Raw genomic sequence first — 22,615 nt, 5'->3', positions numbered from 1 at the left:
TTATATGAAATTAGGAAGGAAACCACCCCTTCCCTTTTTGCGAGTGCAAAGGTAGCTAACAAATCCAGTTTTATTTACAAAAAATAAAGTTTAACACAACATTTAATAAAAAACAGGTCGTTGAATGGTTATTTTTTCACAATATGTAAAAATAATTAACTTTTATAACGTTCCTCGTAATTGCTGTTCTCTTTCAATTGATTCAAATAAGGCTTTAAAGTTCCCAGCACCAAAACCTTTGGCTCCCATTCTTTGAATAATCTCAAAAAACAAGGTTGGCCTATCTTGAACCGGTTTAGTAAAAATTTGCAACAAATAACCATCTTCATCGGCATCGACCATGATGGCTAATTTTTCGATTTCGTTGATATCTTCTTTCATCACATCCATGTGAGCGCCTAAACGCTCTGGAATAGCTTCATAATAGGCGTGTGGCGGCGCTGATAAGAACTCTACACCTCTTGCTTTTAATTGGCTTACTGTTTTAATAATATCATCGGTAGCAATAGCAATGTGTTGTATTCCTGGCCCACCATAAAAATCTAAATACTCCTCAATTTGTGATTTTTTCTTTCCTTCGGCAGGTTCATTGATAGGGAATTTAATTCTTCCGTTTCCGTTTGACATTACTTTACTCATCAAGGCTGAATATTCAGTATTAATTTGTTTGTCATCAAATGAAAGGAAGTTAACAAATCCCATCACCTCTTCGTAGAATTTTACCCAAGTATTCATTTCGTTCCAGCCCACATTTCCTACCATGTGATCTATGTATTTTAATCCTGTTGGTTCAGGGTTGTAATCTGATTTCCATTCTTTGTAGCCTGGCAAGAAAATCCCGTTGTAATTTTTTCTTTCTACAAATATGTGAACCGTTTCACCGTAAGTATAAATCCCTGAGCGAACTACTTGACCAAACTCATCTTCTTCGACAGTTGGCTCCATAAAAGAGCGTGCACCACGTTTCATGGTTTCTTCGTAAGCACTTGTAGCATCTTCAACCCATAGGGCAGCTACTTTTACACCATCACCATGTTTTTTTAAATGATCATGTAAAGGTGAATCTTGCGTTAATGGCGTAGTTAAAACAATTCTGATTTTATCTTGTTTTAATACATAAGATGTTCTGTCTTTTACACCCGTTTCTAAACCAGCGTAAGCTAATGATTGATATCCAAAAGCTGTCTTGTAATAATGAGCAGATTGTTTTGCATTACCTACATAAAACTCTACGTAATCTGTTCCTAAAAGAGGCAAGAAATCTTGTGCTCCTTCAAATATTTTTTCTAGTCCGTATTCTACAGATTTTACTTCTTTTGACATGGTATTTATTTGTTTTTGAATTCTTTTTTAGATGTTATCAAATAAAAGAATCTGTTTGTTATTTTATTAAAATGGTTTTGAATGTTGTACTCCTAGCCCTGATGGAAGCGGCATCCTTTTTCTGGTCTCGTTTTTTTTACGAGACCAGAAAAAGATATAGCGTACAGCAGGAAATAGCTCCTGAAATCTTAAGCGAAAGATTATTTATTCGACCCAAGATTTATAATATTGACCGTCGTCTAGTCCCATGGCTTCCTCAGTAACCATCAACGGTCGGAAAGTATCTACCATTACGGCTAACTCTTCAGTACCTTTATGGCCTATACTGCGCTCCATCGCTCCTGGTGCTGGACCGTGTGGTATGCCTTTTGGGTGCAGGGTAATGTGGCCTTGCTCTATGTTATTACGGCTCATGAAATCACCATCTACGTAATACAAGACCTCATCACTATCAATATTACTGTGATTGTAAGGTGCCGGAATTGATTTTGGATGGTAATCATACAATCTTGGTACGAATGAACACACTACAAAAGTGGCAGTTTCAAAAGTTTGATGTACTGGTGGCGGTTGGTGTACTCGTCCTGTAATGGGCTCGAAATTGTGAATGCTAAAACCGTATGGGAAATTATAACCGTCCCAACCGATAACGTCAAAAGGATGTGTAGCATACACTACTTCGTGCATCATGCCTTCTTTTTTGATTTTGATAAGGAAATCTCCTTTTTCATCATGCGTTTCTAACTCGTTTGGCAAAATAAAATCACGCTCGCAAAAAGGAGAGTGCTCTAAGTGCTGACCCGATTCGTTTTTATAACGTTTTGGAGTATAAAATGGAGCAAATGATTCTACGTAAAACAAACGGTTATCATCGGTATCAAACTCAATTTGGTATATAATTCCGCGTGGAATGATAAGATAATCTCCATACTCGAATGGAATGTTTCCCAACATGGTACGTAATTTTCCTTTTCCTTTGTGGATGAAAATCATTTCATCGGCATCGGCATTTTTATAAAAATACGTTGTTAAAGATTTTTTGGGCGCTGCCAGACCGATGGTACAGTCTTTATTAACCAATAACGCTTTGCGACTGTCTAAAAAATCATCTTCAGGTTTTAATTCAAATCCTTTTAGCAACAACGATTTGATGTTTTTACCAATAGCTATTTTTGGTTCAACGGAATACGACTTGAGAATTTCTTTGACTTGCGTAGGGCGGTGCACATGGTATGATAAAGAAGCATGACCATGAAAACCTTCGGTTCCAAACAATTGTTCGTAATAAAAACCGCCATTCGGTTTTTCGAATTGTATGTGTCTTTTTTGAGGGAAAGTCCCTAGTTTATGATATAGTGGCATAATTTTTTGTTTAAAAAAGGTGTAATTAATTACAGCGGTAACGCTTGGTTTTTTTTCTAAATCAAAAATTGATTCGCTACTCCGGATTTCTCTTGATTAGGAATTGTAAATGCGCTAATAAACCTGTCCAATTTGCTTTCATTATCACAAATATCGTAATTATTTTTGAATTAATTTAAGTTTAAAATAAAAAGCCTATGCTAAACCAAGTAAATCCTTTTGCAAGCTCAGGAGACCAAGTATACTTAATCTCTATAGGTCCAATAATTGTTTCCATACCATATCCTACAGCATATCCAGAGTATTTAGGAATAGAAATCCAATCTACCGATTCAAAAATTCGGTCACCGATATTAGCGAAATTTGCCGAAAAATTAAGGTGATTTTTTTTCAAGAACTCATAATCAATAGTTGCTGTAGATTTGATATAACTATTTCCGGCAACACTCAAATAATCATATCCGTACAAATATTTGAAATTATTTATCATGTTGAAACCATATCCGCCGAGAACAAAATTAAAAAAAGTGACACTTTGTTGACCAAAAGAGAAACCAGCATCTGTTTGAAACTTTACAGTTGCATTTTTAAATAAAGAAGCTGCTACCCCAAAATCACCTTTTGCAATAGAATAAGGTTGAAAACCACCCGTATAATTTGATGATGCTACATACGTTTGTAGATCACCTGAGAAATACCATCCTTTTTTTGGAAAATATTTATTGTCAAAAGAATCAGCTTTTAGATAACCAAAAAGACTTAGGTAATTACTATTGTCAATAATAGGATCTACATTGGCAAGTGTTTCAGATTTTATTTTTAAATATTTCAACTCTATACCACCGCCTATCAAAAATTTTTGAACAAATAGGGATTGAAAATAAATTTGATTTGTTAAGTCCGTAAAATCAACATTTATAAAATTAATATCAGCATTACTGGCTGTTATAGGACTTATATCATTAGAAACGTTTCTACTAAATTGATTGTAAAAAGACTTGAATCCAAGACTTAAATTAAAACCATTTTCAACATAATAATCTAAATTGTAACGTACATTATCTCCTAAAACTATATCAAAAGAGGCAACATCATTTTTAAAAATTGCTTTTTTCCGAGTTAAATTAATCAAGACACCACTTTTAAATAAATCATCGTAATGCAACCCAAATTTCAGATAGGTTTTTGTAGCATTTTCGGTTAGATTTAAGTTTAAATCCAGTTCGTTTTGATTCTTTTCTAGCGAATAAGAAATAGCGCTGAAGTTTTGTGTGGCATTTATATTGTTTATTCCCCTGAGCAAATCAGTAAATGTGGTCTTGGCACCGGATTTAAATCTGAGTTTTCCTATGATGTATTCCTTTGTATAATTCTCTAGTTTACCTGCATTTATATTTCGGATATAGAGGCTATCTGATATTATTTTAAGACTTGGTTTTGTGTAAAATTTTACTGGATTGACAATGGTATTAATTTTATCTAAAACGAGTGTTGCCGCCTCTTCCCCTTTTTTTATGATTTCTTTACCTTTATCAAATGATACGACTCCGTATTGAGAAATATCTGGCTTTATATAGATATCCGTATTTGAAATGTTTTTTTTCATACGGTCAATAGATTGCAAGCTTGTAATTTGCACCAAGATTTTTGTAGCGTTTTTTAATTGGGTACGGTCCAGAAGTCCGTCTTGCACATCAACACCAATTATAATATCTGCGCCCATTTTACGCACTTCCTCAATAGGATAATTGTTGACAACACCTCCATCTACAAGTATTTTTCCATCAATTTCTACAGGTGCAAATAAAGACGGAAAGGCCGAACTTGCTATCATAGCCTGTGCAAGATTGCCTTTGTTCAAAACCACTTCCTCACCAGTTTCTATATTTGTACCTATACATAAAAAGGGTATGGGCAGTTTAGTAAAATCTTTAATAGTACTCACATTTCTAGTAATTCTACTCAATAAATTATAGTTGTACATCCCTTTTGATAAAGCTTCGGGGATGCCTATTTTCATTTTGTTAAAAGGGAGTACTAGTGCATAGGACTCATCATTTCCACGCTCGTAAAAATTCTTTGAAGATCTCGGAATAAAATCGTTTAATAACTCGTTAAAATTTGTGGTATGAAATATAGAGTCTATTTGCTTCGCATTATATCCTGATGCATAAAGACCGCCAATAACTGCACCCATGCTGGTACCGCCAATGTAATCAATCTTAACCCCTGCTTCCTCCAGTACTTTTAAAACCCCAATATGAGCAAAACCTTTGGCACCTCCTCCACTTAAAACCAAACCTATTTTAGGTCTTTTTTGTTCTTGTGCAACTGTAGTTTGCGATCCTAATAAAAAAGAAAATAAACAAAAGAGTACTGCTGGAAGAACTGTTGCAGGTATTTCTTTAAAGCCCCAGATAGCAGTGAAAAGCCGAGAGGCAAAAAAAGCTATTTTTTCATGAAAGGAAAGAGCGACCGTAGGAGCTCCTTTGCTTTTATTAGAAAAAAAGCTTTTTTGCGGAGCGCTTGAAACGGATAGCTGGAATTGGCTCATAGAAAAACACTATTTGTTGTTGTAAAATTCGGTAATTTTTTTGGCTTTTGAACTACCTACAACGTCTGAAATTTCTTTTTCTGTGGCTAATTTTAATCTTTTAACACTTTTAAAATGTTGAATCAAGGACAACATCGTTTTTTCGCCAATACCTGGTATGGATTCTATAGATGAATTGAGCGCTGCTTTACTGCGTTTGTCTCTATGATGCGTAATTCCAAAACGGTGGGCTTCATTACGTAATTGTTGAATCACTTTGAGCGTTTCGGATTTTTTGTCTAGGTACAACGGGATAGAATCTCCGGGATAAAACAACTCTTCCAGCCTTTTGGCAATGCCAATAATAGCAATTTTACCGCGCAAACCCAACTCATCAATACTCTTTAATGCTGATGACAACTGCCCTTTTCCCCCATCAATAATGATTAAATTAGGTAATGGTTGGTTTTCATCCAATAGGCGTTTATATCGTCTGTAAACCACCTCTGTCATGGAGGCAAAATCATCTGGACCCTCGACAGTTTTGATGTTAAAATGGCGGTAATCTTTTTTACTAGGTTTACCATCTTTGAAAACAACACACGCCGAGACCGGATTTGTACCTTGAATATTAGAATTATCAAAACACTCAATATGCCTAGGTTCTACGGGCAAGCGCAAATCTTTTTGCATTTGTGCCATGATCCTATTGGTATGCCTGTCTGGATCTACAATTTGTAGTTGTTTGAGTTGTTCTATTCGATAAAATTTAGCGTTGCGGATGGATAAATCCAAGATTTGCTTTTTGTCTCCCAGTTGTGGAACGGTTATTTTTATGTTTTCACCCAGATCTACAGGAAAAGGCACAATTATTTCACGAGACAACAACTGAAAACGCTCTCTTAATTCAATAATTGCAAGTTCTAGTAGCTCTTCGTCAGGTTCATCTAGTTTTTTCTTGATCTCCATAGTGTGGGAGCGAATGATAGAACCGTGCGAAATTTGTAGAAAATTCACATAAGCTGCTGCCTCATCAGACACAATGGAAAAAACATCAATATTGGTAATTTTTGGGTTCACCACGGTAGAACGAGATTGATAATTCTCTAAAACCTCTATTTTTTCTTTGATTTTTTGCGCCTCTTCAAAATGCATATCAGCGGCTAAGTTTGTCATGACCCGCTTGAAATCCTTCATGCTCTCCTTAAAATTTCCTTTCAGAATTTCACGAATGGCATCAACTTGTTTTTGGTAGTTTTCAATAGTTTCATGACCTTCACATGGCCCCATACAGTTGCCAATATGATACTCTAGACATACCTTAAATTTTCCACTCTCAATATTGTTCTTGCTTAAATCATAATTACAAGTACGCAGCGGATACAATTCTTTAATAAGCTCTAAAATCGTACTTACTGTTTTGAAACTGGTATATGGTCCAAAATATTCCGATCCGTCCTTAACCATCCTACGTGTAGCAAATATGCGTGAAAAAGGTTCTTTCTTTATGCATAACCAAGGATAACTCTTGTCATCGCGTAGCAATACATTATACCGTGGTTGCAACGTTTTTATCAAGTTATTTTCTAACAAGAGTGCATCCGTTTCAGTAGGAACCACGATATGTTTTATGGTCACAATCTTCTTTACCAACACATTGGTTTTAGCAGTGTCGTGAATTTTATTAAAATAAGAAGAAACTCTTTTCTTTAGATTTTTGGCTTTGCCTACATACAAAATTTTTCCCTCTTTGTCGTAATATTGGTATACGCCGGGATTGTCTGGTAAGGTTTGTATTTGTAGGGCTAGAGCTGTTGGATTCATGTAACAAAGTTAACTTCTAAAATTACGAAATACAAATCAATGCTAGTGAATTGTTTCTTGCAAAATATTTAGCCTAATTCTAGGTTGTAATTCGTTATTATGCTTATTTTTATCTTTTCAAGAACTTATGATAAAAAGCAATACTACTCCTATTGTGCTTTTTGGCGAAAGCATATATCCTGGCGAAAGCAAAACAATAAATGTTGAAATTGCCCGACTGCACACCACTACAAAATTAACTATCCCTGTAATTGTAAGGCGTTCAAAAATAGAGGGTCCAGTAGTTTTATTCTCTGCTGGTATTCATGGTGACGAAATAAATGGTGTTGAAATCGTACGACAACTTATTCATAAAAAAATAAACAAACCTAAAAGAGGCACTATAATTTGTATTCCTATCATTAACGTGTACGGATTTGTTAATAAATCCAGAGAATTTCCAGATGGCAGGGATTTAAACCGTGTTTTTCCTGGAAGTAAAACGGGTTCTTTGGCCAGCCGATTTGCCTTTCATATTCTATCCCAAATCATGCCTGTTGTACAATATGCCGTTGATTTTCATGCTGGTGGAGCTAGTCGATTCAACGCACCACAAATTAGAATAGCACACAACAATGCTGATTTAAAAATTCTTGCCGATGTTTTTAATGCCCCTTTCACCTTATATTCCAGAAATATAATGGGATCTTTTAGGAGTTCCAGCGAAAGAATGGACGTAAAAATGTTACTATTTGAAGGTGGAAAATCACTAGATATTAATAATGATATTGCTGAAGAAGGCATAAATGGAGCGAAGAGACTGCTTAAACATCTCGACATGCTAGATTTAAAACATACAGCAGTACAACAAAAAACCAACACGATTTATATTGAAAAATCGGGCTGGATACGTGCCAAATGTTCTGGTTTGTTGCATGATTATAATTCGATAGGTAAATTTGTAACAAAAGGAACCATTCTTGCCACAATAACTGATCCCTACGGAAAGTTTGAACGAAAAGTAAAAGCACCTAACGACGGTTATATTATCAATGCCAATCATTCCCCGATAGTTTACGAGGGCGATGCCATTTATCATTTGTCGAATGCTCTTGGCGAAGAAGGAGAATAAAATTATTAAAATGAATAAAACAGAGTTACGACAAAAATACAAAGCCTTACGAAATTCTTTATCTGAAAATGAAATAGAGGAAATGAGTTTGGCTGTTGCCAATAAAATAATCAAACTTCCTATTTGGGAGAAAAACTACTTCCATATTTTTTTACCCATAACTGAACAAAAAGAAATCAATACCGAATTCATTCTTCATTTATTATCTGGAAAAGATAAGGAAATTATTGTGTCCAAAGCTGATTTTGAAACTCGAAATATGACTCATTTTTTGCTTACTGACAATACAAAAATTAAGAAAAACAAATACAACATTCCAGAACCTGTAGATGGAATTGAAGTTCCCTCAACTAAAATTGATGTTGTTTTTGTACCGCTATTAGCTTTTGATAAAAGCGGGCATCGCGTAGGTTACGGAAAAGGATTTTATGATAAATTTCTCTCTGAATGCAAACCAGATGTAATCAAGATTGGACTATCTTTTTTTGAACCTGAAGAAAGTATAGAAGGTGTTTTTGAAGGCGATATAAAACTGGATTATTGTGTCACCCCGAATGAGGTGCATTCGTTTTAATTTTTTAATCGTTACTTTGCCAATAGATAAAAATCTAATCAAGTTATGAGAACATTTAAAAATTCAAGATTTGCCGTAAGCGTTATGGTTATTCTATTTGCAGTTTCATTTTCAAACTGTAGCATCCATACTGGAACCAGCAGATCAACATATAAAGCGAAAACACTTCCACCAGGACAAGCTAAAAAAATATATGGCGGAAAGAGTGCTAAACGTTACGCGCCCGGACAAAATAAAAATTAATAAAAAAGACCTGTTCAAAATTGAACAGGTCTTTTTTTATAGTGTGAATAACATTAAATCTAACTGTTATGAAATGCTTTTTTATTGAAAAAAATCAAGATTCCAACTCCTGTTGAAATTGCCATATCAGCAACATTGAATATAGCGTTGAAAAAAGTAAATTCTTTTCCGCCCCAAATTGGCAACCAATCAGGCAAATTTCCGTGCCAGAAAGGGAAATAAAGCATGTCTACTACTTTTCCGTGAAACCAAGTTCCATAAGGTTGATCCGAAAACATAGTAGCCAATTGTTGTTGACTGTCATTAAAAATAACACCGTAAAAAACAGAATCAATAATGTTACCGAAAGCACCAACAAGAATTAAAGAAATGGCAACAATCAAATAATCTGAACTCTTCTTTTTTACAGAATCCCACAACCAATACCCTATACCACCAACAGCACCAATTCTAAAAAGAGTTAAAAACAATTTTCCATACGCTCCTGGAATTTGAACTCCCCAAGCCATCCCTTCATTTTCAATGAATAGAATTTTGAACCAATTGAACACTTCCACTTCTTCCCCTAAAACAAAATTAGTTTTAATGTAAATTTTAGAAACTTGATCAACAATCAATAAGATAAAAATAAGGAGATACGCTTTTCGTAATGTCATTTTATAAATTTTAATGGCGCAAAAATAACAATTTAATCAAAAAAAACGCTCCCAATGGAGCGTTAAATCTTGTTTAACAAGAGGTTTATCGTTGCAAGTTCTTTGCTTCAATACTCATTGTTGCATGAGGAACGATTTTTAATCTTTCTTTCCCAATCAATTTACCTGTTACTTTACAAACTCCGTAAGTCTTATTTTCAACACGGAAAAGTGCGTTTTTTAAATCCCGGATAAATTTCTCCTGACGAATTGCCAATTGTGAATTTGCTTCTTTAGACATGGTTTCGCTTCCTTCTTCAAAAGCTTTGAATGTAGGCGAAGTATCATCTGTTCCGTTATTTAAATCATTCATGTAAGCACTTTTGATCAAATCTAAATCAGCTTGTGCTTTTTGAATTTTATTGAGTATTAACTCTTTGAACTCTGCTAAATCAGCGTCAGAGTATCGTGTAGCTTCATCTACCATCGTATTTTATTTTGAAATTAATATCATTGTTTTTATCTCGTCAAATTCTATTTCTGTACCTTCTTTTAAATCATCTACAAAAACTAAATCGTGCGTTAATGTTTCTGATTTTATGTATGCTTCATTTTTCAAGATAGCCTCTTCTAAAATTCCATTTCGCTTTAATTGTACTTTAATCGTATCCGTTACTTCAAATCCTGAATCTTTACGGATGTTTTGAATTCTGTTTACTAATTCTCTAGCAATCCCTTCTTGTCTTAATTCGTCTGATATTGTAATGTCAAGTGCAACAGTAATTCCATTTGAATTTGCTACTAACCAGCCCTCAATATCTTGCGAAGTAATCTCCACATCTTCTAAGGTTAAAGTTACGGAATTTCCTGCAATTACAATATCGAGGTTTCCTTCTTTATCTAATTGCGCAATTTGCTCTCTAGAAAAACCTTGTATCTCTTTGGAAATCAATCCCATATCTTTACCAAAACGAGGACCAAGTGCCTTAAAATTTGGTTTAATTTGCTTCACTAAAACTCCTGATGCATCATCAAGAAGTACTATTTCCTTCACGTTTACCTCTGCTTTTATAAGGTCAGATACGGCCTCAATTTCAGCTCTTTGATTATCGTCAAGTACTGGAATCATTACCTTTTGCAAAGGTTGACGCACCTTAATCATTTCCTTTTTACGTAGTGATAAAACTAAAGATGAAATGGTTTGTGCCTTCTGCATTTTACTCTCTAACGACTTATTAACAAAGTTTTCAACGTATTTTGGAAACTCCGCCAAATGTACACTCTCGAACGTTTCAGATTGTGTTGCTTGCGTTAAATCTCTGTAAAGTTTATCCATGAAAAATGGAGCAATAGCCGCACCTAGTTTACTTACCGTTAACAAACAAGTGTATAATGTTTGGTAAGCAGCAATTTTATCCTGCGCATATTCCCCTTTCCAGAAACGTCTTCTGCACAAACGAACGTACCAGTTACTCAAGTTTTCCTGAACAAATTCAGATATGGCTCTCGCTGCTTTTGTAGGCTCATAATCAGCATAAAAACCATCCACTTCCTTGATTAAAGTATTCAGCTCAGAAATAATCCATTGATCAATTTCTGGTCTTTCTTGTACTGGAATCTCCGCTTCAGCGTATGTAAAACCATCAATATTAGCGTATAAACTAAAGAAGGAATAAGTATTGTATAAAGTACCAAAGAATTTTCTTCGCACCTCAGCAATTCCTTCCAAGTCAAACTTCAAGTTATCCCAAGGATTAGCATTTGAGATCATGTACCAGCGCGTAGCATCTGGTCCGTACTCTTTTAAAGTTTCAAAAGGATCTGCAGCATTGCCCAAACGTTTGGACATTTTTTGTCCGTTTTTGTCTAAAACCAATCCGTTTGAAACGACATTTTTATAGGCCACTTTATCAAAAACCAAAGTGCCAATAGCGTGCAAGGTATAAAACCATCCACGGGTTTGATCCACACCTTCAGCAATAAAATCAGCTGGAAAATCTTGGTTTTGATCTATTTTTTCTTTGTTTTCAAATGGATAATGCCATTGTGCATACGGCATAGAACCTGAATCGAACCAAACATCAATTAAATCGGTTTCGCGTGTCATTGGTTTACCCGATGCCGAAACCAAGGTAATTTCATCGACTACATTTTTATGTAAATCAATCAAATCATAGTTTTCCTCGCTCATGTTTCCGATTTCAAACCCTTTAAAAGGATTTTCTTTTTGAAAACCAGCAGCGATTGATTTTTCTATTTCGTTGTACAATTCTTCAACAGAACCAATTAAAACTTCCTCTAGTTTATCCTCAGTTCTCCAAATTGGCAATGGGATTCCCCAATATCTAGAACGGGAAAGATTCCAGTCGTTAGCGTTTTTCAACCAGTTCCCAAAACGACCTTCTCCAGTTGCTTTTGGCTTCCAGTTGATGGTTTCGTTTAGGTCAAACATTCTATCTTTAACCTCTGATATTTTGATAAACCAAGAATCCAAAGGATAGTACAAAATAGGCTTGTCTGTTCTCCAGCAATGTGGGTAACTGTGCACGTATTTCTCTACTTTAAACGCTTTGTTTTCTTCCTTTAATTGAATCGCAATTTCTACGTCAACGGAACGCTCTGGAGCTTCACCTTCGTTGTAATATTCGTTTTTCACATACTTGCCTGAGTAACCACCAAGTCCTTGTACAAAACGTCCTTGCAAGTCTACTAATGGAACCGGAATTCCGTTTTCGTCAAGCACTAATAATGGTGGCACTTCTGGTGTAGCTTCTTTGGCTACTTTGGCATCATCTGCACCAAAAGTTGGCGAAGTATGAACAATTCCAGTACCATCTTCGGTAGTAACAAAATCTCCTAAAATCACTCTAAAAGCGTTTTCAGCATTTTGATACGGCAATACCAATGGCATTAATTGTTCGTATTGGATGTTGACTAAATCGGCTCCTTTACACGTTGCGGTAATAAAGAATGGGATTTTTTTATCGTCTTCTTTGTAGTTCAACAATTCGCTTTCCTCTTGTACTTCTGTATATTTTCCAGCAAATTGTTTGTTTACCAATGCCTTTGCTAAAATTACATTGACAGGTTTAAACGTATATTGATTGTAGGTACTTACTACAACATAGTCAATTTTAGGACCTACGGTAAGCGCGGTGTTACTTGGTAAAGTCCAAGGTGTAGTGGTCCAAGCTAGGAAAAAAGTATCTTCAAAAAGGTGCCCTATTTCAAAAATGCGTTGCAAATCTGAGAGGCTTTCTTCAAGAACTTTAAATTGTGCCACAACCGTAGTATCCGTTACATCGCGGTAACTTCCTGGCTGATTGACCTCGTGTGAGGACAATCCTGTTCCTGCTTTTGGAGAATACGGCTGAATGGTGTATCCTTTGTACATCAAATCCTTGTTGTAGATTTGTTTTAAAATCCACCAAACCGTTTCCATGTATTTCGGTTTGTAGGTCACATACGGATCTTCCATATCTACCCAATACCCCATTTTTTCGGTCAAATCATTCCATACATCCGTGTAGCGCATAACTGTTCTTTTACACGCTTCGTTGTATTCTTCAATAGAAATGGTTTTTCCAATATCTTCTTTTGTAATTCCAAGTTCTTTCTCGGTACCTAATTCCACAGGTAAACCGTGCGTATCCCAACCGGCTTTACGCTTTACTTGGAATCCTTTTTGAGTTTTATAACGGCAAAAAATATCTTTAATAGCACGTGCCATCACGTGGTGAATTCCTGGTAATCCATTTGCTGAAGGCGGGCCTTCAAAAAATACGAACGGTTGATTGCCTTCGCGAGTGGTTACACTCTTTTCAAATATCGTTTCTTTCTTCCAAAAAGCAAGTACTTCTGACGCCACTGTTGGCAAGTCAAGTCCTTTGTATTCAGTAAATTTTGTGCTCATTTTATCCTTTTCTTTAATCGAAATGCGAAAGTAGTAAATTAAAGTTGAAAGTTGAAAGTCGTAGGTCGAAAGTTACGCTTTAAGCCAAAATCGATTTACTAGCATTTTGTCAAAGAGATAAAAACACTTTTATTCATCTCCTTCTAATTCAAAAAAATCATTGACTGGTTTGCCAAACAATTTTGATAGTTTTAGGGCTAAAACGGAATCACAAGTGCGCTCGATTTTACAAATTTGATAAAACTTGTGGGCACTGGATTATAAATACAAGCTATAAGGTATCGTTCTAGTATTCTTTTACTGCGGGGAACGCAATGAAATTGTAGCTGTTAGCTGTTCCTTGCTTTTTTGGCGTTAGTTTTTTTCTAACTCTATTTTCAATAATTTTTTTAGCTTGTTTAAGTCAATTTCGTTACTGTTTCCAATTTCTACGAAATATTTTGTTTGCCAATTTTGAGTTTTTTTTGCTTGTTTATTTTCTGTTACGCTCCAATTTGGGTAAACTCTAATTCCAAGTTTTCCTTTCCCTTTGGGGCTTGTCAAAATTCTATTTTCGCTCAAAACTGTTTTGTTGAAAATAAAAACTCCAAACCTTTCTGCTTGACGCGTAGCAATAAAGTAAAATTCGAAATAATCGTCAACATTATGCGGTTCTGTTATACCCTTTTCATTTCGTTTCCAAATTGATACAAATTGCCCCGTTTTGGTTGGCGTAATTTTCGCCATTCTGAATTTTACTTTTTGTTTGTTCAGTTCAAAATTATGAGCAAAATACTCTTGACTTTCTTTTTCAGCTGCTACATTTTCAAGTTGTATTCCGCAAACTTTAAATATGGAATTATTTAAAAGTTGTATTTCAGAAAATATGTTGCTTGAATTTGTCAATTTTGGTATTATTAATTTTTTTTAAGTTTTATTTTTCTTCGTTAAGAGGCAATGACAGTAATTTTCCTGGCACTTCAGCTGGTTGCAAATCATTGCTAACTAGCAAATAACAACTTCATTCGATTGGACAAAGTAGCTAATTTTTGCGGGCACGGATTACAAATCCGCGCTAGCTGGCCGATACCTTTAAGCATTTATTAATGGATAAATTGTCTTTAACTTTTTTATGTTTAGCTCTTTAAAATTTACTTCTAATACTTTATCAATTTTTGTAGAGAAAAATGAACTTATAAAAATAACTTTTTTGTCTGTCGTTATGATTTCGGCATAGTAATAATCTTCAAATGGAAAGCTTCTAGTTGCACTATCTAAGAACCTGTTAGGAGTCATAAAAAATGTTATTTCTTTTATGTTAGTTGTTGGTATAAACTCCTCTTCATTTTTAACACTCTTTATTATTCCGGTTTCATCAATTTTATAAATAATTCCTTTGCTCTTGATATAATGGTTCAAATGGATAATAGCTATGGGAATAAAAAATAAAATTAAATATGGTAATGAGAATATTAATATCTCTCTTTTTTCGAGTGATATTTCGGCATATATTAATAAACCAATATAACATGAAGTTAATACTAGTAATGAAGACAATAACTTCAATTGATTCCACAATGTTATCTTTAGGATCATATTTCTTCTTAGATTATTTCTTCTATTTCCTGAAAGTTTTTTAGCGGTTTGGTTTTTTTTCTATCCAATCCTTTTTATAACAGTTACCAGTTGTTTCGTGTCTTTGTTTCAGTTATATGAGCAAGATGATGGTTGCAATGCCACGCATAAACCCCAATATTCTCGTCTATCCTGAACTCTTTTCCGTGTTCGGGATGAATAAATATTTTTGAATAGTCGCTTTCTGCTAAATTGTTTAATAAAACAGTCCATCTTTCGTGAATACCTTCAATCATTTTTAATGACGGTTCTATTTGCATATTTTTGCTATCAGGCAGTTCTGCCCAACGATCTTCATAATATGGTTTTATTGTTGGTTTGTCTTCTGTCAATGCAAGTTTTAAGCGAATTAAACTGTTCATATGACTGTCAGCACAGTGATGAACTACTTGCCTAATTGTCCAGCCATCAGGTCTGTATGGAGTATCAAGTTGCTCGTCAGTTAAATTTATGACTTCGCTTGATAGTCTCTGAGGAAAGGTGGAAATATCAGAAATCCATTTTTTTAAAATGTCTTTCGTTATTAATGTTGGTTTGATAAACTTACCTGTAGGGTATTTTAATAGCTCAATATTCATAAGGTTTGTGTCTTTATTGTGTCTGTTTTTTTAGTATTAACGAGAACCAACTTTAGTCAGTGAGAAAACTAAAAATCAACCTCTTGAGAATCTCCTATTTGAGATTTTTCTTTGGCAGCTCATAAATACTTTCTAAATTTTAAGTAATTTTTACAGACTGACAGTTCCGGCTAGTCCGCCGTGGATGATTCAACACGGGTTTCATTGTTCGCGCTGCGCACGCAACGAAACCCTAGCTGTTGTGTGATGGCGCAATATGCGGTTTCGTTTCTATTTAGATTTTTGAGAAACAGTAACCCACGATTTATCAAATCCTAATGCTTTTAAGATTGCATCTTTGTCTAATTTTTCAGGTTGTTTAATTTTGATAATTAAACATTTTTCAGGGACTTCTTCAACAATTGTAAATTGGGAACCGTGAGGTTGCCAGGTAAAACAATGTTCATTAGTTTTTATATTCGTTCCTGTTAGATTTCCGTTTTTATTCCATTCCCAATTATATAATTCGTAGTCATATCTAATTGTGTCAAATTCAAAAATTACAACTTCTGATAAATCGTCAGATTTTAAAAGTACAACTGTTCTTAAATGTTTATATTTTTCACGAATTGAAGAAACTCTTTCATTCCAAATTTCAAGTACAAGTTTACCGATGAATTTGGCGTCTGCTTTTTGGTCGCTTCTTTCTCCAAAGGAATAATTAGGTGAATTTCTTCCGGAAATCAATCTGACTTTTTTCTGTTTTGAAGGATATTTTGCTTTTACTGTTTTTGCGCCCCAAGCAGTATTTCCCATTACAACATCATCTAAACCAACATTGGAAGGTTTCCAATCTGCTCCAATACAAGTTGCAAAAATACTCTCCCATTCAGAACCCTCCAATTCAGGTTTTCCTTTTGAAGCTAGTAAATAGATGATTTCCTTTCCTAACAGAAATGGAAATTCTTTTGGAAATTCATTCAATGGAAATGCTGAAACTGATTTGTTTACAGTTCTTAATTTTGGGGATTGATTATTCTCCATATCTTACTTCATAATCTCTTAATACCGAAGTCATATCCATAGAGTTTGCGACATAAGGCAAAAGTTTTAAAATAACCGCTTTTACTAGATTTACAGGAACTGCATTTCCTGCTTGTCTTTTTGCTTGTCCGTCAGAAACTACAATTTTGTACTTATCAGGAAAGCCTTGCAAACGAAACATTTCTCTTGGTGTTAATCTTCTTTCTCCATTCACAAGTAAATAGTTATGTGAAGCACCCGAGCGTAATGCACAAGAATATGGATACGAACATATATTTCCTGATTTGTTTTCGTGCCAAATGGAAAGATTATATGCAGATTTATGTTTGTTTTTTCTTTTTTCTAATATCATTTCGGATGCATAATATTTTGCATCAACTTTCTTTTCAAGAATTTCTGATAATGGTTTAAATGGTCTTATTGGAGATGGAAAATTAAATAAAATAGGCTCTTTATGACCAACAATTATAATTCGTTCTCTTTTTTGAGGAAGACCAAAATCGAGAGCATTTAAGACTGCAAATCGAACGCTGTAACCCAATTCTTTTTCAAGCACATTTACAATAGTTTTTAAAGTATTTCCACCATCGTGTCCAAAAAGTTGTTTTACATTTTCTAACACAAAAGCCTTTGGCTTTTTGTGTTTTAAAATTCTCGCAATATCAAAAAATAAAGTTCCACGAACATCGTTAAAACCTTGCATTTTTCCGATTATACTAAATGATTGGCAAGGAAATCCTGCAAATAAAATATCGTGGTCAGGAATATCTTTTTCGTCAATTTTTGTAATATCTCCAAATGGTCTTTCTCCAAAATTAGCTTCATAACTGTCTTGACAGAAGTTATCAATATCAGATGAAAATACACATTCTGGGATAATATCATTTTCAAGACACGCTTCATCCATCGCAGTTCTAAAACCACCTATTCCGCAAAAAAGGTCAATAAACTTTATCTTTTCCATTTATACTTAAGATTTATTTTCAAAAATAATATTTTGGTACGTAATAAACTATTTTAAGAGTAGTCTTTTAAAAAAGTTGTTGATTAGATACGTTTTTTTCAGCGATATCACACAACTCATAAATACACGCAACGCTATTGCGCATCTACACTCAAAACAAGGTGCTTTATCTGGCAAACAGCTGCTTTTATTTATTGCTAATATATAAATAAATCTTACAGAATTTTACTTCTTTATGATTTATCTTAAGGTTTTGCGTGAAGGATGGAAGCGGCATCCTTTTATGGAGTTTACGGAATAAAAGATACAGCGGACAGCCTGACCCGGAGTTTTTACGCAGGGGCACGCCCAAGATTTTAGGAGAAAACCTCTTTTAAAACATCGAGTGATTTTGGTTTTTTAAATCCGTCTAAATGGAAACTGTAGTAATCAATCAATATTTTCAGCAGGATTTGGCGTTCTATGACATGGAAAATTTTTTGATTGTTGTCGAATTTTAAATCAATCAGTTTTTTAAACAAATTACTTTCGTGTTCTGTAAGCGAACTGATGGCGTGAAAGGGTGTAAAAATACCTTCGGTCATTTCAAAAAAAGCCATGTCCATATCCGAAGTATCGGGGTAAAAACCGAGATATTTGGTGGTTTCTAATAATAGTATTAGATGAAAATTAGCTATTTCATCGTGGTTGTCTAGCCAATGTAATGCGGTTTCTAGGAAAGTAAAAAGGGGCTCGTTTTCTTCCTCTTCGTGAATGGAATGGTGGAGCATTTCTGAAATGAACATCACCATGGTGCTCTTATAAATATCGGAGTGTATGGAATGAAAAGCTGAGCTGATTTTTATCTCTTTAAAATTTTCTAAAGTGCCTTTGTTTTTATGAACGGCCTCAATTTCAAGAATGGTCAAAGGCTGAAAATAAGCCTTTTTTTGACTCGCTTTCCGACTCGAAAAAGCATCCCTAACAAAATATGATTTTAAACCGTGCGATAGGGTAAAACATTTTACAATCAAGCTTTTCTCCTGAAATTTTAGTGATGAAAGAACAATAGCTTTGGTTTTGACTTGCACAATTTTAATTTAAAGATTGAAAAATATAAAGATTGAAAAATTCATCTCTCTAAATTATCTAATTATCATTACTTTTTTAATGGTAGTTTCAACACCATCTTGTGCCGAAATAAAAATCATATAAACTCCAGATGCAACCTTGTATTTCCCAAAAGCGGTTGTGTCCCATTCTATTGTTCCGCCTTCGGAGGTAGTTTCATATACTAAGTTTCCGCCCACATCGGTAATCTTAACATTTGCTTTGTCTAATAATCCTGCAATTTTTACAGTTCCTTGAAAATCTGGCCGAACAGGATTAGGATATACATAAGCCTTACTTAAATCATCATTTGCCTTGGTAGCAACTCCCTTGAATGATATCATGCCTTTACTAGTAGCAATAAATACTTCGCCAGTTATCCCATTAATATCAATGTCATTAATAGTGTTGCTGGGTAGCGGAGAATTGCTTGTTGTAAAATGGTATTTGGTTTCCTGACCGTTTGGTGATACAAGAAAAAGTCCCGCATCAGCGGTTCCTATCCACTTATTATTAGCACCGTCTACAACAATGGACGTGATAAATTGCTCAAATAACAATTCTTGAGGCAGATTGTCATCAATGATTATAACAGGATTAGCTTTTAAGGGCGTATCTGAGAGGAAATTATTCACGCTATTCAAAACCCTCAACCCTTTTGATGTTCCTATCCAAAGTTGGCTTCTAGTATCTAAAGCTACAGTTCTTACGTTTGAAATGGGTAAATTTCCAGTATCGGCACCCACAGTCATTTTCTTAAAAGCGGCCCCGTTTTCATTGAATCCCACCACACCACCTTCACTTGTAGCCAGCCATTTTGTACCGTTTTTATCTATTACAATGGCGCCGTAATTATTCTCTTCGGGCACATCTAGAATTTTATCCATGGCATAGCTTTGCCATTGCCCATTGGTACGCAAAACTTTAAGCCCGTTTTTAATTCTACTATTGGTCACCCATAAATTCCCCGACTTGTCAAATGCTGTTGCATTGATTCTTATATCAACATTATTAGGTCCACCAAAAGTAAGCGACTCTAATCCGCTGTTGGTTTGATTGAATAAAATGGTTGGAACATCATTCTCAATTTTGAGAAGCCCTGAAAAAAAAGAACTCGCATACACTTGATTTTCGTTTATTGGATTCACAATTACTTTACCTATAGTTTGCGCTCCTAATACCGATTCATAAGGAATATTAAGCCAGCCTTCTTTATTATATTTGCTAATGCCATAGCTATCCAACGGAAATGGATTATAATCCCCTGCAAATTCTCCGTACACTGCCCAAAGCACAGATGGCGTGAGATCTAAAGCGAAAATATTATTTCTTAATGGTCCCGAGGGTGTACTGTTTTCAAATACGGATGATCCATTAAGAGCGGTTGTAAATAATCCGTTTTCTTGTGTGCCAATATATACCGTATCACCAATTACGGTAGCGCACGTAAAGGTGATGTTGGTCTCAGGAATCTGATTGGCGCTTAGTTCCCGAAGCAAAATCATTTGACCGTTATACAAATATAGTGTGCTTGGAGTACTCACAACCATAATACCTGCTCCAACTCTCATATCTATTGCTGGATTTGGCAATTGTGAAAATAGCACAAAAGCATTTGTAACTGCATTATATTTTTGGATTGCTCCTGTAGCATTGACAGCATACAATTCTTGATTAAGAGTTGTAATTCCTATCCAAGAGGCTGATGCTAGCGTTTCCCACTGATTATAATCAATTAAATTAGGGTTTGTTGCTAAGGCTCTTCTTATTCCACTGGAAGTAGCAGCATAAAAATATCCATTAAAAAATGCCATTTGATGTACCTGCATTTCCGTCCCGCCGTCGCCAATGAAATAGGTATCCCCAAATTGCATGGTTGATAAGTTAAACTGTACAATCCCAAAATCACAGGAGACATAAAGTATTCCTTGATGTTCTAAGAAATGATTGATTTTTTTTATAGTAGGAGACAGTTTTTTATTGATAATGTCTACTATTCTCAACATACTTCCGTCCTGCTCATTAATCACTATAATAAGTCCGTTTTCGTACCCCACTACAGTCTTGTTGAGCGCTGTGCTATGATATATCGTAGAAATAGTTTCTCCTGAGAGTCCATCAACCGTAGTAGTTGTTTTTATAATATTTGTACCTGTGTTTTTAGAGAACAAAGCGTTTTCTGAAGCTGCGAAAACAGTATTTGGGGCTTGTGAAATATCTTTAATTTCAGAATAAGAAAAATAACCTTGCCAGGATAAGTCACTTTGGGCAAAACCCAAAAACATCCCTGTAAAAAGTAAGATAAGCGAAAAAAACTTTTTCATCCTTTGTAGCACTATTGATTTACAAATATAAACAAACGAAAGTTAAGGCTATTTGTTACATAAAAAAACCTTCTACCGAATACACGATAGAAGGTTTATTATAATTTAAGCAGTGTATTATACCACTCCTTGTGCTAGCATTGCATCGGCAACTTTTACAAATCCAGCTATGTTTGCTCCTTTTACGTAGTTTACATATCCTTCTTCATCTGTACCATATTGCTTACATTGATTGTGAATTCCAACCATAATTTCTTTAAGTCTTGAATCAACCTCTTCACTAGTCCAGTTTAAACGGATAGAGTTTTGTGTCATTTCAAGTCCTGAAGCAGCTACTCCTCCAGCATTTGCAGCTTTTCCAGGTGCAAAAAGTACTTTAGCTTTCAAGAATTCTTTTATTGCTTCAAGAGTACATGGCATGTTAGCAGCTTCTGTTACACACATTACTCCGTTTGCAATTAATTTTTTTGCATCTTCTTCGTTCAACTCGTTTTGAGTAGCACATGGGATTGCAACATCCACTTTCACTTCCCATACGCTTTTTCCTTTGTGGAATTCAGCATTTGGATATTTTTCTAAATACGCTTCAGCTCTGTTATCACCTCTTGCTCTCATTTCAAGCATGAAGTCAATCTTATCTCCTGAAATTCCTTCTTCATCATAGATATATCCATCAGGACCAGAAATAGTAACTACTTTTCCACCTAAATCATTTACTTTTAAGGCAACACCCCATGCTACATTTCCAAATCCAGAAATAGAAACTCTTTTTCCTTTGATGTTTTGTCCGATAGTGTTTAACATTTGCTCCGCAAAATATACCACACCGTAACCAGTAGCTTCTGGTCTAATCAAAGATCCACCGTATGCTAATCCTTTACCAGTTAAAACACCAGTAAACTCATTTCTGATTCTTTTATATTGACCAAATAAATATCCTATTTCTCTAGCTCCTACACCAATATCACCAGCTGGAACGTCTAATTGTGGCCCAATGTGTCTGCACAATTCTGTCATAAACGATTGGCAAAAACGCATTACTTCAGCATCTGATTTACCTTGTGGATCAAAATCAGAACCTCCTTTTCCACCACCCATAGGTAATGTAGTCAAACTGTTTTTAAAAACTTGTTCGAATGCTAAAAACTTAAGTACTGATAAATTTACGGTATTGTGAAAACGAATTCCTCCTTTGTATGGACCAATGGCAGAGTTCATTTGAATTCTAAAACCTCTGTTTACTTGAATCTCTCCTTTATCATCAACCCAAGGAACTCTAAAAATAATAGAACGCTCTGGCTCAGTAATTCTAAGCAGTAAATTTTTTCCATCGTATTTTTTTTGCTCTGCAATAAATGGAATTACAGTTTCTGCAAATTCCCTAACAGCTTGAATAAATTCAGGTTCATTTGGATTCTTGGCCTCAACTTGAGCCATAAAATCATTTATTTTTAGTAACATAGTATATAAGTAATTAATTAAGAAAACGATTTCGTTATAATATA

18 protein-coding genes are annotated in these 22,615 nt (G+C 34.8%); 3 read left to right on the top strand and 15 right to left on the bottom strand.

From position 1 onward, the window contains the following. Positions 1–162: 162 nt before the first annotated feature. The 4 genes from hppD to uvrC all read right to left on the bottom strand — a co-directional run bounded on the left by hppD (position 163) and on the right by uvrC (position 7,042). Positions 163–1,323, bottom strand: a complete 1,161-nt coding sequence (hppD, locus tag IQ05_RS04440) for a 4-hydroxyphenylpyruvate dioxygenase (protein ID WP_144890333.1) — start codon at positions 1,321–1,323, stop codon at positions 163–165. Positions 1,324–1,527: 204 nt separating this feature from the next. Next, the gene (locus IQ05_RS04435; RefSeq protein ID WP_144890330.1) at positions 1,528–2,685 is read right to left on the bottom strand and encodes a homogentisate 1,2-dioxygenase; all 1,158 of its coding nucleotides are present in this window, start codon (positions 2,683–2,685) and stop codon (positions 1,528–1,530) included. Between the two features lie 181 nt (positions 2,686–2,866). After that, on the bottom strand, positions 2,867–5,239 hold the full coding sequence (locus IQ05_RS04430; RefSeq protein WP_144890328.1) for a patatin-like phospholipase family protein: 2,373 nt from the start codon (positions 5,237–5,239) through the stop codon (positions 2,867–2,869). 9 nt (positions 5,240–5,248) lie between these two features. Then, positions 5,249–7,042 carry an excinuclease ABC subunit UvrC gene (gene uvrC / locus IQ05_RS04425; protein ID WP_144890324.1) on the bottom strand — a complete coding sequence of 598 codons (1,794 nt, stop codon included), beginning with the start codon at positions 7,040–7,042 and terminating at the stop codon, positions 5,249–5,251. A 127-nt stretch (positions 7,043–7,169) separates the two neighbouring features. On the opposite strand from uvrC, the gene IQ05_RS04420 reads away from it, so the two are divergent. The 3 genes from IQ05_RS04420 to IQ05_RS04410 are packed head-to-tail and all read left to right on the top strand — an operon-like array spanning position 7,170 to position 8,970. Next, complete coding sequence (locus IQ05_RS04420; RefSeq protein ID WP_144890321.1) at positions 7,170–8,153, top strand: succinylglutamate desuccinylase/aspartoacylase family protein; 984 nt, start codon at positions 7,170–7,172, stop codon at positions 8,151–8,153. Positions 8,154–8,163: 10 nt separating this feature from the next. Continuing rightward, on the top strand, positions 8,164–8,727 hold the full coding sequence (locus IQ05_RS04415; protein WP_144890319.1) for a 5-formyltetrahydrofolate cyclo-ligase: 564 nt from the start codon (positions 8,164–8,166) through the stop codon (positions 8,725–8,727). A gap of 45 nt (positions 8,728–8,772) precedes the next feature. Next, positions 8,773–8,970, top strand: coding sequence for a hypothetical protein (locus tag IQ05_RS04410; RefSeq protein ID WP_144890316.1), 198 nt, complete (start codon positions 8,773–8,775; stop codon positions 8,968–8,970). A 59-nt stretch (positions 8,971–9,029) separates the two neighbouring features. On the opposite strand, the gene IQ05_RS04405 is transcribed toward IQ05_RS04410, so the two are convergent. The 11 genes from IQ05_RS04405 to gdhA form a co-directional block, all read right to left on the bottom strand. Beyond that, positions 9,030–9,626 (bottom strand): lipoprotein signal peptidase, encoded by a 597-nt coding sequence (locus IQ05_RS04405; RefSeq protein ID WP_144890313.1) that lies wholly within the window; start codon positions 9,624–9,626, stop codon positions 9,030–9,032. Between the two features lie 85 nt (positions 9,627–9,711). Next, complete coding sequence (locus IQ05_RS04400; protein ID WP_086453962.1) at positions 9,712–10,092, bottom strand: TraR/DksA family transcriptional regulator; 381 nt, start codon at positions 10,090–10,092, stop codon at positions 9,712–9,714. A gap of 6 nt (positions 10,093–10,098) precedes the next feature. After that, complete coding sequence (gene ileS, locus IQ05_RS04395; RefSeq protein WP_144890310.1) at positions 10,099–13,518, bottom strand: isoleucine--tRNA ligase; 3,420 nt, start codon at positions 13,516–13,518, stop codon at positions 10,099–10,101. Between the two features lie 354 nt (positions 13,519–13,872). After that, entirely contained in the window at positions 13,873–14,403 is a 531-nt protein-coding gene (locus IQ05_RS04390) for a MepB family protein (RefSeq protein WP_144890308.1), read from the bottom strand. Positions 14,404–14,589: 186 nt separating this feature from the next. Then, complete coding sequence (locus IQ05_RS04385) at positions 14,590–15,054, bottom strand: hypothetical protein (RefSeq protein ID WP_144890305.1); 465 nt, start codon at positions 15,052–15,054, stop codon at positions 14,590–14,592. Positions 15,055–15,176: 122 nt separating this feature from the next. After that, positions 15,177–15,710, bottom strand: coding sequence for a YfiT family bacillithiol transferase (locus IQ05_RS04380; protein WP_144890302.1), 534 nt, complete (start codon positions 15,708–15,710; stop codon positions 15,177–15,179). Between the two features lie 270 nt (positions 15,711–15,980). Next, positions 15,981–16,733 carry a hypothetical protein gene (locus IQ05_RS04375; protein ID WP_144890298.1) on the bottom strand — a complete coding sequence of 251 codons (753 nt, stop codon included), beginning with the start codon at positions 16,731–16,733 and terminating at the stop codon, positions 15,981–15,983. After that, positions 16,723–17,697, bottom strand: coding sequence for a DNA (cytosine-5-)-methyltransferase (gene dcm / locus IQ05_RS04370; protein ID WP_144890295.1), 975 nt, complete (start codon positions 17,695–17,697; stop codon positions 16,723–16,725). The genes IQ05_RS04375 and dcm overlap by 11 nt, the downstream gene beginning before the upstream one ends. A 356-nt stretch (positions 17,698–18,053) precedes the next feature. Continuing rightward, positions 18,054–18,767 carry a DNA repair protein RecO gene (gene recO / locus IQ05_RS04365; RefSeq protein ID WP_086455024.1) on the bottom strand — a complete coding sequence of 238 codons (714 nt, stop codon included), beginning with the start codon at positions 18,765–18,767 and terminating at the stop codon, positions 18,054–18,056. A gap of 54 nt (positions 18,768–18,821) precedes the next feature. Then, positions 18,822–21,110: a type IX secretion system anionic LPS delivery protein PorZ gene (porZ, locus tag IQ05_RS04360; RefSeq protein WP_144890292.1), complete on the bottom strand. Its 2,289-nt coding sequence runs from the start codon at positions 21,108–21,110 to the stop codon at positions 18,822–18,824. Positions 21,111–21,227: 117 nt separating this feature from the next. Further along, entirely contained in the window at positions 21,228–22,571 is a 1,344-nt protein-coding gene (gdhA, locus tag IQ05_RS04355) for an NADP-specific glutamate dehydrogenase (protein WP_144890289.1), read from the bottom strand. Positions 22,572–22,615: the final 44 nt, after the last annotated feature.

Source organism: Flavobacterium tiangeerense, assembly GCF_007830355.1.
In the GTDB taxonomy this organism is placed as follows: Bacteria; Bacteroidota; Bacteroidia; order Flavobacteriales; family Flavobacteriaceae; genus Flavobacterium; species Flavobacterium tiangeerense.
The sequence above is the reverse complement of the archived record's forward strand: the minus strand, read 5'-3'. Positions and strand labels throughout refer to the sequence as shown.

Coding starts and splice junctions, on each gene's coding strand:
- hppD (WP_144890333.1), bottom strand. CDS start 1,323: ATGTCAAAAGAAGTAAAATCTGTAGAATACGGACTAGAAAAAATATTT.
- IQ05_RS04435 (WP_144890330.1), bottom strand. CDS start 2,685: ATGCCACTATATCATAAACTAGGGACTTTCCCTCAAAAAAGACACATA.
- IQ05_RS04430 (WP_144890328.1), bottom strand. CDS start 5,239: ATGAGCCAATTCCAGCTATCCGTTTCAAGCGCTCCGCAAAAAAGCTTT.
- uvrC (WP_144890324.1), bottom strand. CDS start 7,042: ATGAATCCAACAGCTCTAGCCCTACAAATACAAACCTTACCAGACAAT.
- IQ05_RS04420 (WP_144890321.1), top strand. CDS start 7,170: ATGATAAAAAGCAATACTACTCCTATTGTGCTTTTTGGCGAAAGCATA.
- IQ05_RS04415 (WP_144890319.1), top strand. CDS start 8,164: ATGAATAAAACAGAGTTACGACAAAAATACAAAGCCTTACGAAATTCT.
- IQ05_RS04410 (WP_144890316.1), top strand. CDS start 8,773: ATGAGAACATTTAAAAATTCAAGATTTGCCGTAAGCGTTATGGTTATT.
- IQ05_RS04405 (WP_144890313.1), bottom strand. CDS start 9,626: ATGACATTACGAAAAGCGTATCTCCTTATTTTTATCTTATTGATTGTT.
- IQ05_RS04400 (WP_086453962.1), bottom strand. CDS start 10,092: ATGGTAGATGAAGCTACACGATACTCTGACGCTGATTTAGCAGAGTTC.
- ileS (WP_144890310.1), bottom strand. CDS start 13,518: ATGAGCACAAAATTTACTGAATACAAAGGACTTGACTTGCCAACAGTG.
- IQ05_RS04380 (WP_144890302.1), bottom strand. CDS start 15,710: ATGAATATTGAGCTATTAAAATACCCTACAGGTAAGTTTATCAAACCA.
- IQ05_RS04375 (WP_144890298.1), bottom strand. CDS start 16,733: ATGGAGAATAATCAATCCCCAAAATTAAGAACTGTAAACAAATCAGTT.
- dcm (WP_144890295.1), bottom strand. CDS start 17,697: ATGGAAAAGATAAAGTTTATTGACCTTTTTTGCGGAATAGGTGGTTTT.
- porZ (WP_144890292.1), bottom strand. CDS start 21,110: ATGAAAAAGTTTTTTTCGCTTATCTTACTTTTTACAGGGATGTTTTTG.
- gdhA (WP_144890289.1), bottom strand. CDS start 22,571: ATGTTACTAAAAATAAATGATTTTATGGCTCAAGTTGAGGCCAAGAAT.